12 protein-coding genes are annotated in these 13074 nt (G+C 60.7%); 4 read left to right on the top strand and 8 right to left on the bottom strand.

The genetic code is table 11. The features are described 5' to 3' along the window. The 7 genes from HYPDE_RS15650 to HYPDE_RS19420 form a co-directional block, all read right to left on the bottom strand. Positions 1-966, bottom strand: coding sequence for a L,D-transpeptidase family protein (locus HYPDE_RS15650; protein WP_015599497.1), 966 nt, complete (start codon positions 964-966; stop codon positions 1-3). A gap of 164 nt (positions 967-1130) precedes the next feature. Next, positions 1131-2096, bottom strand: coding sequence for an acetyl-CoA carboxylase carboxyltransferase subunit alpha (locus tag HYPDE_RS15645; protein WP_041320562.1), 966 nt, complete (start codon positions 2094-2096; stop codon positions 1131-1133). Between the two features lie 149 nt (positions 2097-2245). After that, complete coding sequence (locus HYPDE_RS15640) at positions 2246-3739, bottom strand: peptide MFS transporter (protein WP_015599495.1); 1494 nt, start codon at positions 3737-3739, stop codon at positions 2246-2248. Between the two features lie 38 nt (positions 3740-3777). Beyond that, positions 3778-4437 carry a pyridoxamine 5'-phosphate oxidase family protein gene (locus HYPDE_RS15635; protein WP_015599494.1) on the bottom strand — a complete coding sequence of 220 codons (660 nt, stop codon included), beginning with the start codon at positions 4435-4437 and terminating at the stop codon, positions 3778-3780. 71 nt (positions 4438-4508) lie between these two features. After that, on the bottom strand, positions 4509-5435 hold the full coding sequence (locus tag HYPDE_RS15630; RefSeq protein WP_015599493.1) for a site-specific tyrosine recombinase: 927 nt from the start codon (positions 5433-5435) through the stop codon (positions 4509-4511). Positions 5436-5445: 10 nt separating this feature from the next. Next, positions 5446-7305, bottom strand: coding sequence for a hypothetical protein (locus tag HYPDE_RS15625; protein WP_015599492.1), 1860 nt, complete (start codon positions 7303-7305; stop codon positions 5446-5448). A gap of 57 nt (positions 7306-7362) precedes the next feature. Next, positions 7363-7506, bottom strand: a complete 144-nt coding sequence (locus HYPDE_RS19420) for a hypothetical protein (protein WP_015599491.1) — start codon at positions 7504-7506, stop codon at positions 7363-7365. Between the two features lie 250 nt (positions 7507-7756). On the opposite strand from HYPDE_RS19420, the gene aroB reads away from it, so the two are divergent. After that, on the top strand, positions 7757-9451 hold the full coding sequence (aroB, locus tag HYPDE_RS15620; protein WP_015599490.1) for a 3-dehydroquinate synthase: 1695 nt from the start codon (positions 7757-7759) through the stop codon (positions 9449-9451). An 81-nt stretch (positions 9452-9532) separates the two neighbouring features. Next, positions 9533-10843: an HlyC/CorC family transporter gene (locus HYPDE_RS15615; protein ID WP_015599489.1), complete on the top strand. Its 1311-nt coding sequence runs from the start codon at positions 9533-9535 to the stop codon at positions 10841-10843. Positions 10844-10845: 2 nt separating this feature from the next. Here HYPDE_RS15615 and HYPDE_RS15610 read toward each other — a convergent pair whose 3' ends face one another. Beyond that, positions 10846-11148, bottom strand: a complete 303-nt coding sequence (locus HYPDE_RS15610; RefSeq protein ID WP_144061290.1) for a BolA family protein — start codon at positions 11146-11148, stop codon at positions 10846-10848. Between the two features lie 151 nt (positions 11149-11299). Between HYPDE_RS15610 and HYPDE_RS15605 the strand changes: the two genes are divergently transcribed. Together HYPDE_RS15605 and cobS are read left to right on the top strand one after the other, a co-directional pair. Continuing rightward, the gene (locus HYPDE_RS15605) at positions 11300-11923 is read left to right on the top strand and encodes a J domain-containing protein (RefSeq protein WP_015599487.1); all 624 of its coding nucleotides are present in this window, start codon (positions 11300-11302) and stop codon (positions 11921-11923) included. 100 nt (positions 11924-12023) lie between these two features. Further along, positions 12024-13025 (top strand): cobaltochelatase subunit CobS, encoded by a 1002-nt coding sequence (gene cobS, locus HYPDE_RS15600; RefSeq protein ID WP_041320558.1) that lies wholly within the window; start codon positions 12024-12026, stop codon positions 13023-13025. The last annotated feature ends 49 nt before the right edge of the window (positions 13026-13074 follow it).

The following is a 13074-nucleotide window of genomic DNA, read 5'->3' as shown; positions in this document are numbered from 1 at the left end:
CTAGTTGGCGTTGGCAACCGGCATGCTCGGAATGCTTTGGATCGCTTGCGCGTTTTGCCTTTGCTTCGCGGCATTGATGTCGGCGAGCGTCGGTTCGAGGTCGGGATTGGCAATGCCCTTGAGCTTGTTGCCCTTTGCGACATCCATCTCGGCGGGCTCGGGGAGCGGCGTGAACGCCGTCATGGTCGGCCGCGAGAAGGCAGGGCACGGGCCGTCGGCATCGGGGCGGCTTTGCGCCAGAACGCCAACCACGTACCGCCGTTCGCAAACGACCACGTTCGGCGGAACGCGGTACTTTTCGAAATAGTCGTAGCCCTGTTTCAGCGTTTTCCAGTAGCCATACCATTTGCTGTTCTTTTCGCGCGCAAGGCGTGCGTCCGTCATACGGAACGGGAGCGCCTGGACCTGGAAGCTCGGCTGACCGGCTTTCAGCGCCTCGCGCGTAAGCCCGTAGATTTCTTCCATCAGGGCGTCGGTCATGGCGTAACAACCGGCAGACCGGCAGTTTCCGTGCACCATGACCGAATCTCCCGTGCGGTTCCACACGCGGTCATAGGAATTCGGATAGCCGAGATTGAACGACAGATAATATTTCGAATTCGGATTCATCAGCGCCGGGGTGACCGAATAAAAGCCTTCCGGAGCTTGCCGGTCCCCGTAATTCTGCTTCGGCCCGATCTCGCCCGACCAATTGCAGATGGGGTACGTCTTGAAATGGTAGAAGCGCCCGTCGTCGCGCTGCTTCCAGATTTCGAGCTCGGACTCTTCCTTGAAGATGCGCACGAAGATCGGCGAGCCGGGCTGCATGCCCTTCTTGGCCAAGAGAGAGATGGTCTCCTTCGAGAGCGGAACTTCCGAAGGTGGCGGGATAGTGGGCGTGTTGGAACAGGCCGCCAGCATGACCACCACGGCTAACACGGCCGTTTGGACAGCAGCCTTCCACGCCAGCGAGACGCGCGTCAGCACCAATGCGCCTTTCCCCCGAACTGTTTCCCCGTGCCGCGGGTTGGCGGACTAATAATGCAACAGACTCAATGACTACTGAAATTAGGCGAAAGCCCTGTCAACTCAAGTATCGTGTCCGAATACGGCGCTGGATGGACCGGCCCTCCGGAATTCGGCCCAACCGCTTATCGTCCGATCGACAAAAAGCGTTCGTGCCGTTGCGCACGGATATCGTCGGGAGATTTCCCCTCGAACTCGGAAAGCATCCGCGCGATCGCGTTTCCGGTTGAGATAATCACCGATTCGCGGTCGCGATGCGCCCCGCCCGTCGGTTCTTTGACAATGGCGTCGATAACGCCGAGCTGATCCAGGTCCTGGGCCGTGATCTTCATATTGGTCGCGGCTTCTTCTTTTTTGTTGCTGTCGCGCCAGATGATCGACGCCGCGCCCTCGGGCGAAATCACCGAATAGATGGCGTGTTCGAGCATAAGGATACGGTTGGCAGTGGCGATGGCGATGGCGCCACCCGAGCCGCCCTCGCCGACGATGACCGCCACGATGGGTACGCCGAGCTTGAGGCAGCACTCGGTCGACCGCGCGATGGCCTCGGCTTGGCCGCGTTCTTCTGCACCGATGCCCGGATAGGCGCCCGGCGTATCGACGAACGTGATGATCGGCAGGCCGAAGCGGTCGGCAAGCTCCATCAGCCGCACGGCTTTGCGATAGCCTTCCGGCCGCGCCATGCCGAAATTGTGCTTGATCCGTTGTTCGGTATCAGACCCTTTTTCGTGCCCAAGAACGACGACCGACTTGTTCCGGAATTTTCCGATGCCGCCGACAATCGCCTCGTCCTCGGCGAAATAGCGATCGCCCGCAAGCGGCGTGAAATCTTCGATGAGACCGTTGACGAAGTCGAGCGCGTGCGGGCGCTCCGGATGCCGCGCGACGAGCGTTTTCTGCCAGGGCGTGAGGCGGGCATAGGTGTCGACCAGAGCGGCCTTGGCTTTCTGTTCGAGCTTCGCGATTTCGTCCGCAATCTGGGGCCCTTTGCCCTCAGTCTGCAGCGCCTTGAGCTCGGCAACCTTGCTCTCGAGCTCCAGGATCGGCTTTTCGAAATCGAGATAGGTGCGAAGAGCGGGCGAAGCGTTCACGGGGCTCAGGTCTCTCGAATTGTGCAACTGATGCGTGCGGTGGCGGGATCGCGCATCCGCCGCGCGACATTCACCTTGGCTCTCGGCACGTGTCAAGGCGAGGTGGGTAACTTGCGCTAACGCGTCGCCGCAAGAACCGGCTTTCGGGGTTAATTATCGCCTTCGGACAGCCGTTTTGCGACAGGGACGAGCGCAAACATAAGGGCTGCAGCTGCGGCCACAATCCCTGCCTGCGCCAAAAATGACAGAACGAGCGTGTCGGGATCGCTTGCCGTAAAGGCGCCGCCGATATCGCCCGCGAGCTTGTTGCCGAGCGCGGCCGCCAGGAACCAGAAGCCAAGCACGATGCCCGTCATCCTTTCGGGCGCGATGCGCGTCATCGTTGCCAGTCCGACCGGACTCAAGAGCAGTTCGCCGATCGTGAACAAAAAGTAGAGCCCGATGAGCCAGAACGGCGAGACGCGAGCTTCGGCGGCATAGCTGGCCGCAGGGATCATCAGCAGGAATCCAGCCGCGAGAAAGACGAGAGCCAACCCGAACTTTGCAGGCGCCGATGGTTGCTGCGCACCGAGCTTCAGCCAGAGCGCGGCGATCAGCGGAGTCAGCAGAATGACGAAGATCGGATTGGCCGACTGAAACCACGCGGAGGGAAATGCGAAGCCCGCGATGTCGTTGCGCGTCAGCTGATCGGCAAAAAGCGAGAGCGTCGTACCGGCCTGCTCGAAAATGGCCCAGAAGATCATCGCCGCAATGAAATAGATCCCGACGGCCGCAAGGCGCCGCGCATCCGGATTGGTCTGCGAAGCGCCGTACAAGACGCAGGCCAACGGCACGAGGATGAAAAGCCACCGCAACCATCTGAATCCCGAAACGTCCGAAAGAAGCGCAAGCACCAGAAGCCCGAGCGTTGCAAGCGCGATATAAAATCCTTCGCGCTTGAACGTCGGCTCCAACGACAGGGGCACCGGATCGGGATTGTTCAGTCCTCGCATGTTGCGCGCGAACAGCAGCATCGAAATCGTCATGCCGATGCCCGCAGCCGCAAAGCCCCAATGCCAGCTGAGCGCCGGGTCGAACCCCGCCGCCGCGAGCCAGCCCTTGAACATCGCACTCTGCGCCAGAAAGCCAGTCACGATCGGAGCGATGAACGCGCCGATGTTGATGCCCATGTAAAAAAGCGAAAAGCCGGAATCGCGCCTGAGATCATCGTGTGAATAAAGCGCGCCGACGAGTGCGGAGATATTCGGCTTGAAAAGGCCGGTCCCGAACGCAATGAGGATCAGGCCGAGATAAAACGTCGTCAGCGTCGGTATGGCCAAGGCATAGTGGCCCGCGGCGATGGCGAGCCCACCGAAGAGGACGCTGCGCTTAGCACCAAGCATACGGTCGGCAATGAACCCGCCCGGCACGGCCAGAAGATAAACGGCCATCGTGTAGGAGCCGTAGATACTCCCCGCGTTCGGCGTGTTGAAACCGAGTCCACCCGCTTCGACCGGCGCCACCATGAACAGGATCAGGAGGGCCCGCATTCCGTAATACGAGAACCGCTCCCACAACTCCGTGAAGTAGAGCGTCGTCAGCCCGGTGGGGTGCGCGGCAAACCCCAGGCCTCGGTATCGGGTCTCGGTAACGTCTGAGGTCATGGATCTAAGACACATGATGGCGGATTACGCGCAAGGCTTCATGCACCCTTGTCGCCCGTCATCACCTTGCCCATCCAGTCATCGATTGTCGTCGTGCCGAGATGCTCGACTTTTTCGCGCTCTTGCGGCCTCACCACGTCCTGCATTGCGTCAATGCGTTTCCACTCGCAAAATGGCGTTTCATCTTCGACGCCCGGCGCATAGCGTGAGGACTCGATTTTCTTGAAGCGGTGGACGTAGCGCGGGCAGTTCATCCAGACCTCATGAATCGCGACCTTCACCACCATCTCGGCTTCCTTGAACGCCTTGACGTCGTCTCCGCTGAGAATCAGTTCGGCGCGGCCCTGCGCCCGCAAACGGAACGGCCTTTCGAAATCGATGAACAGCATTCCGATTTCCGCGTTCCCGGAGATGTTGCCCATCGAGAGATACATGCCGTTGCCGTCGTAGCTCGGGAACATCAGCGTGTTCTGATCGACGACGCGAACGAAGCCCGGCACGCCGCCTTTATACGAAACAGTCGGCCGCCCCTTGTGATCGATCGTCGAGAGGAAAAACATGTCGCGGCTCTCGATGAAAGCCTTCGCGCTGTCGTCGATCTCGGGTTTCAAGGCGACCGCCTCGACGCGGTCGGCAAGCGCCCGCGTATCGAAGGCCATCTGAAGCGTGCGGTGAATATCCCCAAACAAGCGTGTCATATTAAAGTTCCTCCCTCGCGTTTTCCGCCTTACTTTTTTGTATGGGCAGCGCTGGGACGATCCAGGCCGTCTTATTTCGCTTTGGCCAGCGGATGATGCGTGTTGACGAGCGCCTTTAGACGCTCCTGCAGAACGTGCGTATAAATCTCCGTCGTTGAAATGTCAGCATGTCCGAGAAGTTGTTGCACCGCTCTAAGGTCCGCGCCCCGGTCGAGCAGGTGGCTCGCGAATGCGTGACGCAGGACATGCGGCGAGATCCGGTCGGCATTGATGCTGGCTTCGCTTGCGACCTCCTTCAGGTCTTGCGCAAACCCTTGCCGTGTCATGTGCCCGGATGCTGATTTCGAAGGAAAGAGCCATGCCGAATTATCGAACCGGCCTGAAACCGCAAGGAATCGGTCGAGTGCATCACGCGCTGCAGCATTGAGTGGGACGAGTCGTTCGCGACTGCCCTTGCCCTTTATCGAGAAGACGCGCTTGTCGCCACGTAGAACCGTTCTAGGCAAGCCGACGAGTTCTGAAACGCGCATACCCGTAGCATAAAGAATTTCGAGCAGGCAATGAAAGCGCAAAGCTCGGAACAGGGATCGTCCCTCGACACCGTCACACCGCTTGAGCGAGGTTTCCAGCAGCCGGTCGACCTCGGCGATGCTGAGGACTTTCGGTAGCGCGCGTCGCCGTTTAGGACCTTGCAGGCCCGCGGTCGGATCGGCGGCGATGACGCCTTCCGCGAAAAGAAACCGATAATATTGCTTGATCGCCGATAAGCGCCGCGACCGCGACGTCGTGGCCTGGCCGGCGTTCGCCATCGTGGCGATGTAGCCTTGGATATGCTGGTTAACCACCGCGAGCGGTGCCACGCCCGCCTCGGAAAGATACTGCAGAAAACCGTCGAGATCGCTGCCATACGCCTCGACCGTATTGAGTGCTGCGCCGCGCTCGGCGGCGAGCATGTCGAGAAATGCGATGAGGTGGCTGTCGCGCGTCGCCGTGGACACTATCTTCGCCTCAATTCGTCTCGAGACGCGGCCAGGAGGACAGCAGCGCCTCTAAGCCGAGCCTCCGCGCGTCAGGTTCAAGACCGGCACGCTTCAATGCGCGAATGCTGTCGCCAAGTGCGATGAGGTTCGCGTCCTCTGCTCCGTTTGGCCCAAGCGCTTTCATCACGAGCAGGACGGTATGGCCGAATTCTTGTTTTTTGGACGCATCCTGCAATTCGGTGAGAACACCGGTTTCCGGCAGGTATCCGGACGTCGGCTGAGGCGTCTTGTTGGCGGCTTCCCAGAGAGGCAGCGGAACGACATAGCCGAGCGCCTCGAGAACTGTCGTCAGCCGATAGAGGGCAGCCGACGGAAACCGTCCGTTCGCGACCAAATCTTCGAGTGCAGAGAAGCTCCTGCCGCGCTGAGGATCTTTCGGATCGGCGATGTCGAGCAGCGCCCGCCAATGCGCGAGATTGCCGGGGCTTCCCGGCTCGTCGCCAAGCCTGATCCAATCGCGCGCCATGTCATAGCGCCCGGACGCAAGCCCGATCTCGACGCCCGTTTCCGCGAACCAGCTGATTTCCGGCGCGGGCCGCAATTCCGCAGCCGCTGGAGCGATCATCTTGGTCGCGATCATCGCCATCCGCTGATGGTTCGCGTCATCGAGAAATGCGCGGATTAGCCGCGTCTTGCGCATCGGAGAATGCTCATCGACAGCAGCCTTGAACAGAGCCGCCCGCCGCGCGACTCCCTGGGGTCCGCGTCCGGCAAGAAGGTCATCCGGAGAAGCAGTCTCGGCATTGACGCGATAGATGCTCGCAAGGGCTTCGGGCGAGAGCGCGTTGAGACGGGCGGCCGCTTCGGTCGACGGAAGACCGAGATCGACGGGCGTTGACGGGTCCGTCGCGAGCGCGACGAGCAGCGCCGGCTCGCCTTTTTCCAGCACGTCCTTGTGCGACAGGCCGCCGACGTGCTCGGCGATGCGGTAATCGAGAAGCGAGATCTGTTTGACGGCCGTATACTTCGGCTTGGCCTTGATCGAGAGCGCATCGAGAGCCTCAAGTCCGAGCGAAGCCTGAACTCCTTCCTCGCGCGCCATGTCGGCGGCAAGGCCGGCGCCGGACCGGTCGTCCCGTATGGCCGAGCAGTAACCCGCCATCATGATGGCTTCGCCTTTGAGCCGCGCTGGGATGCTGCCCTTGGCGCGCGCCGAGCGGCCGACTAGCTCGCAGGCTTTATCGGAATGGCCCGAGGCAAGTTCGTTACGCGCTTCCAGTGTCAGCAAGAGCGGATTTTCGTCCGTGCTCTGTTTTGCGATCTCTTCGGCCGCATCGCGCGCAAGGCCCGAACGGTAAAGCGCTTCGAGCCGGAGGGCGGTGAAATCCGCATTGGAGGAATCACCAGATTGCGACGTGATCAGGCGTTTCCAAAGCTCGTGGAGAGCAGGCGACCGCGGTGGAATTTCAATTGTGCCGATGAGCTTCTCGATGCTCGCGACGTCGAGCCCTCGCCACAGTTCATACGGCAATCCCGAGCCATCCGACGACATGACCGGCGCGAGGTCGCCCTTTTCGACGGGCGTCGGGAGCGCCCCGCGCACCACTGCATTTTGTGGCATGGACCGGCCGCTGCCACCGCCACCGCCGTTGTAAGGTGTGTCGAAACCGCGATCCGGCGGCGACCAGGTATTGCCGCCACGATCACGGCCGCCGCTATCCGCAGGTGCCCCCATTTGTGGAAAGTACGTTTGCCTGTCCGGCGGCGGAGAGTACGCGTCGTTCCGGTCGGGGCGCTTCTCGGATGATGTGGCCGGCGGCGAGTAGGAATCATCCTGCGCCCGAACGTCCCCGCCCTGCAGAGGCATAATGAGCGCGGCGAGCAGCATAGCTTTCGCGACTATCGTTAATCGTCGCGCGGAGGAGTGATCGTGCCCCATGGCCGTTCAATGCCGGATTTTGACGCCCGAGACGGGCTTGCTGATCGTCTGCTGCTCAGGCTCGAAGCGGGTTGCCAGAATGTAAAGCCCGCCGAGAACGAGCCCGGTGAGCATGCAAAGTACGAACAATAGCCGGAAAAGGCTCGGCATTTTTGCGTCCCCATCTCCCTTGCTAGGTGGGCATCTTTATTGGCGCGATTATGACTCTCTCCGGTACATCGCCTTAAGAGTTGCGTCCTGCGCCTTGGCGGACGCGCGCCCCGGTGCTGCTTAAGGGTGCGTTTCCGATTTGCGGGCCATTTCGGTTCGTGGCATGACGGCGCGCAAATGATGCGCCCACCGCGGCACCTTGAGCCGAAATTAGCCGATTCGCTCGCTCGATCGGCCACCCGAGACCAAGATGACGGAAACTGAAGCCATAGACTGTGCCAAAAAGCGTCTTGGCAAGCGGTCGATCGTGCTCGTTGGCCTGATGGGCTGCGGCAAGTCTTCGATCGGCAAACGCCTGGCGGCTAGGCTCGGGCTGCCGTTCGTGGACGCGGATGAGGAAATCGAACGCGCTGCGGCCAAGACCATCAACGAAATTTTCACCGATCACGGCGAAGCGCACTTCCGCGACGGGGAACGCAAGGTCATCTCGCGGCTTCTGAACAACGGTCCGCAGGTGCTCGCGACTGGCGGCGGGGCTTATATGCATCCTGAAACGCGCCAGCGTATCCGCGAGAACGGCGTATCGATCTGGCTCCGGGCCGATCTGCCCGTGCTGATGCGCCGCGTGATGAAGCGCGATACTCGGCCGCTGTTGCGCGATGGCAATCCCGAAGCCACGATGCGCAAGCTGATTGAAGCGCGTTATCCAATCTATGCCGAGGCCGATATGACCGTTGAGAGCCGCGACGAGCCGCATGATCTGGCCGTCAACGAAATCGTGAGCCGTCTCGCGGCCGGTTCCGCGGCGCCGGCAGGTCCGCTGCAATCGCCCAGTCCATCGCGGAGCGTCCGCATCGAGCTTGGCGACCGCTCGTACGATGTTCTGATCGCGAGCGGGCTGCTCGCCGATACGGGCGCCCTCATCAAATCGCGCCTCGGCGCCGTCAAGTGCGGAATCGTGACGGACGAGAACGTCGCGAGGCACCATCTTTCGACGCTCGAAGACAGTCTCAAATCGGAAGGGCTGTTCGCGGGTTCGATCGTGATGACGCCGGGCGAAGCAACAAAGAGCTTCCGTGATCTGGCGACGCTTTCGGAACGCCTCCTGGAACTCGGTCTCGAACGCGGCGATCTCGTCGTGCCGCTCGGCGGCGGCGTCATCGGTGATCTCGCAGGCTTCGCGGCGGGAATCCTCCGTCGCGGCATTCGCTTCGTGCAGATCCCGACGTCGCTCCTGGCTCAGGTCGATAGCTCTGTCGGCGGCAAGACCGGCATCAATACGCCACAAGGAAAGAACCTCATCGGCGTCTTTCATCAACCGAGCCTCGTCATTGCCGACACGTCCGTCCTGACGACACTGCCGTCGCGCCAGATGCGGGCCGGCTATGCCGAGGTCGCAAAGTATGGACTGCTGGGCGATGCAAAATTCTTCGTCTGGCTCGAAAACAACTGGCAGGGTGTTTTCGGAAACAACGGCCCGGCGCTCACGAAGGCCATCGAGACGAGCGTCGCGGCCAAGGCAGCGATCGTCGCGCGCGATGAAACGGAGACGGGGGATCGCGCCCTGCTCAATCTCGGCCATACATTCGGCCATGCGTTCGAAGCCTGGACCGGATATTCCGACAAGTTGCTGCACGGCGAAGCCATCGCTGTCGGCATGTGCCTCGCGTTCCGGTTGTCGGAAGAACTTGGCATCTGCCCTCACGGTCATTCCGATCGCGTCGTTGCGCATTTTAAGGCTGTCGGGCTTCCGACGAAGATCGCCGACATTCCGCAGGCGGGCGCCGATGCGGGCGAGTTGTTGCGTCTGATGGGACAGGACAAGAAGGTCCGGGGCGGCAAGCTCGCGTTCATCCTGGTTCGCGGTATCGGCGACGCATTCGTCTCGCGCGACGTCCCGCCGGAGACCGTCAAGGGCTTTTTGAAGCGGGAAATTGCCCATTAAGAGGCCGATACACATTGATTGCGACGGGTGTGCTAGACTGATCGGCCATTGATTTCGGATAAACGACGCTGGCCCAATTCCATGTCCATAGCTCTCAGTCTCATCGCCATTTTCTTTCTGATCGTGCTCTCTGCCTTTTTCAACGGCAGCGAGACGGCGCTGACGGCCGCATCGCGCGCCCGGATGCACGCGCTGGAGGAAGACGGCAACGCCAGTGCCGCCCTCGTCAATCGCGTGCTGTCGCGACCGGAGAAAATGATCGGTACGGTGCTGCTCGGCAATACGCTCGTCGACGTTCTTGCCGCGGCCCTGGCCTCAAACGTCGCAGTGCATCTTTATGGCGAGGTCGGTGTCGCCTACGCGACGGCTCTGATCACGATCCTGATCGTTATTTTTGCGGCCGTTCTGCCCAAGACTTATGCCTTGGCCTATGCAGATCGCGTGGCGCTCTTCGTGGCGCCGCCGATGCGCGGCCTGATTTACATTCTGACGCCTTTCACAAAGGCGATCGAATATATCGTCCGCAATCTCTTGAAGCTGACGCCGGGCAAGGCCGACGACGAAGCCAACATCCTTGCCGCCCATGAAGAGATTCGCGGCACCATTGATCTGCAGGCGAGGGAAGGCACCGTCGCCAAGGGCGATGCGGAGATGCTTGGCGGTATACTCGATCTGGGGGATCTGCAAGTCGCCGACATCATGGTTCACCGCACGAAGATGGAAACGGTGAACGCCGACGATCCGCCTGCGAAGATTCTCGACCAGCTGATGAAGTCGCAATTCACCCGCGTTCCGATCTGGAAGGAGGAGCCCGAGAACATCGTCGGCGTGCTCCATACCAAGGATCTGCTGCTCGCCCTCTCGCGCACGGGCTGGAGCCCGGAAACGCTCGACGTCATGAAATCGGCGAGCGAGCCCTGGTTCGTACCCGATACGACCAGCGTCAAAGACCAGCTCAATCAGTTTTTGAAGAAAAAGACGCAGATGGCGCTGGTCGTCGATGAATACGGCGAGGTGCAGGGTCTTATCACGCTCGAGGATATCCTTGAGGAGATCGTCGGCCAGATCACGGACGAGCACGACAATCCCGACAGCCATATCCGGATGCAGTCGGACGGCACGGTCAATGTCGACGGAACCGTTGCAATACGCGACATCAATCGCCATCTGGATTGGGACCTGCCGGACGACGAAGCGACGACCATCGCGGGCCTCGTCATCCATGAGGCGCAAACGATCCCCGAGCCTGGACAGGTGTTCACCTTCCATGGCTACCGTTTCGAAATCTTGCGCAAGAGCCGCAATAAGATCACGGCGATCCGCATCAAGCCGCTGGCAGCGACGGCGGCAACCGGGATCGGCGCAACGCATTCGAAAACCGCGCGCGGATGATGCTATGGCGTCCCCGAGAAGCCGGGCGGGACAGGTTCGCCGGGTGCGAGTGTTGCGAGCGCCAGCGCGTGGACGTCGCCGCGGATCTCGTCCTTGAGAAGATCGTTGACGATGCGGTGGCGCTCGACACGCGATTTCCCGGCAAAGGCACCGGAGACGATGAGGATGCGGAAATGGCTTTCGCCCGTGCCGGGCGAGCTTTTATGTCCCGCGTGAAGCTCCGACTCATTAATGACGTCGAGCCGCGTCGGACGAAGCTCTACCATCAGTTTTTCGCGAAGGATTTGCGTAACGGACCGTCCCATGTTGCTCTCTTTGACCATCGACACCGTCAAACGGATATGAAGGGTTCACGAAACGACATGTTAAACGCTTGACTGCACACTTGGTGAAGAAATCAACCGGAATTCTTGACGCCTTGTTTCCAACGAAACGAACCACCATAATCGCCGGCCGATGAAACTCGACTCAAAATATTTCGACAGCATCCGCGTGTCGTCGCGGCGCTCTGAAGGCGCCAAGAAGGAGACGCGCGCGCCGCTCTGCCAGTGGAAAGGCTGCGATAAGCCCGGACCGCACAGGGCGCCGAAGGGGCGTGGCCGAGACGGTGAGTATTTCCACTTCTGCGTGGACCACGTGCGTCAGTACAATCAGGATTACAACTATTTCGAAGGCATGAGCGACGCGGAGGTCAACAGTTTCCGCAAGGATGCTCTGACGGGGCACCGGCCGACGTGGAAAACGGGCGCCAACGCCTGGGCCCACGGCACCCGTGACGGCGCTCGCACAGAAGAGGCTGCTGCCCGTGTGGCCGAAAGCACGGCGAGGATGACGCGGAAAGCCAGGTCTTCGCGCACGGCCCCGTCGACGTTCCGCCGCCAGTTGAAGCCGCTGGAGCGCAAATCGCTCAAGACTCTTGACCTCGGCGACGACGCCACGCGCGAAGACATCAAGACTCGGTTCAAGGAGCTGGTGAAGGTCCACCACCCCGACGCGAACGGTGGCGACAGCCGGTCCGAGGAAAAGTTGCGCGAAATCCTTCAAGCCTATAACTATCTGAAGCAGTCAGGCTTGGTCTAAGACCGGGCCGTCGAGCCGTGTGCGCTTTAAGCCCCCCAGATCGCACCCGGCCCCAAGCCCCTGAGGCTGTTGGGCGGCATTCATCGGGACACAAATTTTGATGCGCACGACGACGAGCGCCCCGGGCGCCCAACCTGCGAATCTGCCGGACATGAAGGTGTCCGTGCGTCAGGTCTTCGGCATAGATAGCGATCTCGAAGTCCCGGCCTACTCTAAGGCCGAGGACCATGTCCCCGATCTCGATCCGGATTATCTCTTCAATCGCGACGTGACGCTCGCGATCCTTGCGGGTTTCAAGCACAACCGCCGCGTAATGATCCAGGGCTATCACGGAACCGGCAAGTCGACGCACATCGAGCAGGTCGCGGCGCGCCTGAACTGGCCCTGCGTACGCGTCAACCTCGACAGCCACGTTTCGCGTATCGATCTCGTCGGCAAGGACGCGATCGTGCTGAAGGACGGCAAGCAGATTACGGAATTCAAGGAAGGCATTCTTCCTTGGGCGCTTCAGAGCAACACTGCTCTCGTGTTCGACGAATACGATGCCGGCCGTCCCGACGTGATGTTCGTCATTCAGCGCGTGCTCGAAGTCTCGGGCAAGCTGACGCTGCTCGATCAGTCGAAGGTGATCCGTCCGCATCCGGCATTCCGCCTGTTTGCGACGACGAACACGATCGGCCTCGGCGACACGTCCGGTCTCTATCACGGCACGCAGCAGATCAACCAAGGCCAGATGGACCGCTGGTCGATCGTCGCGACGCTGAACTATTTGCCCCATGATGATGAAGCGAAAATCGTGCTGTCGAAGGTCAAGGCCTTCGACAAGACGGAAGCCAAGCGCAAGCAGGTGTCGCATATGGTTCGCGTCGCCGATCTGACGCGTTCCGCCTTCATCAATGGCGATCTCTCGACCGTGATGAGCCCGAGAACCGTAATGACGTGGGCCGAGAACGCCGAGATCTTCGGCGACATCGGCTTTGCGTTCCGCGTGACGTTCCTGAACAAGTGCGACGATCTCGAAAAGCCGCTGGTCGCGGAGTTCTATCAGCGCTGCTTCGGAGAAGAGCTTTCGGAAAGCACGGCAAACGTCGCGCTGAGCTGATCGAGACCTTCTCTGCTGAGAGACCTGCATCGAAGCATGGGTCGAGCAA

The sequence above is a fragment of the Hyphomicrobium denitrificans 1NES1 genome (assembly GCF_000230975.2).
Lineage (GTDB): Bacteria > Pseudomonadota > Alphaproteobacteria > Rhizobiales > Hyphomicrobiaceae > Hyphomicrobium_B > Hyphomicrobium_B denitrificans_A.
The sequence above is the reverse complement of the archived record's forward strand: the minus strand, read 5'-3'. Positions and strand labels throughout refer to the sequence as shown.

What these genes read in the sequence shown, in the direction of transcription:
- HYPDE_RS15640 (WP_015599495.1), bottom strand. Translation starts at nt 3,739, where the DNA reads ATGACCTCAGACGTTACCGAGACCCGATACCGAGGCCTGGGGTTTGCC.
- HYPDE_RS15635 (WP_015599494.1), bottom strand. Translation starts at nt 4,437, where the DNA reads ATGACACGCTTGTTTGGGGATATTCACCGCACGCTTCAGATGGCCTTC.
- HYPDE_RS15625 (WP_015599492.1), bottom strand. Translation starts at nt 7,305, where the DNA reads ATGCTGCTCGCCGCGCTCATTATGCCTCTGCAGGGCGGGGACGTTCGG.
- HYPDE_RS19420 (WP_015599491.1), bottom strand. Translation starts at nt 7,506, where the DNA reads ATGCCGAGCCTTTTCCGGCTATTGTTCGTACTTTGCATGCTCACCGGG.
- aroB (WP_015599490.1), top strand. Translation starts at nt 7,757, where the DNA reads ATGACGGAAACTGAAGCCATAGACTGTGCCAAAAAGCGTCTTGGCAAG.
- HYPDE_RS15615 (WP_015599489.1), top strand. Translation starts at nt 9,533, where the DNA reads ATGTCCATAGCTCTCAGTCTCATCGCCATTTTCTTTCTGATCGTGCTC.
- HYPDE_RS15610 (WP_144061290.1), bottom strand. Translation starts at nt 11,148, where the DNA reads ATGGGACGGTCCGTTACGCAAATCCTTCGCGAAAAACTGATGGTAGAG.
- HYPDE_RS15605 (WP_015599487.1), top strand. Translation starts at nt 11,300, where the DNA reads ATGAAACTCGACTCAAAATATTTCGACAGCATCCGCGTGTCGTCGCGG.
- cobS (WP_041320558.1), top strand. Translation starts at nt 12,024, where the DNA reads ATGCGCACGACGACGAGCGCCCCGGGCGCCCAACCTGCGAATCTGCCG.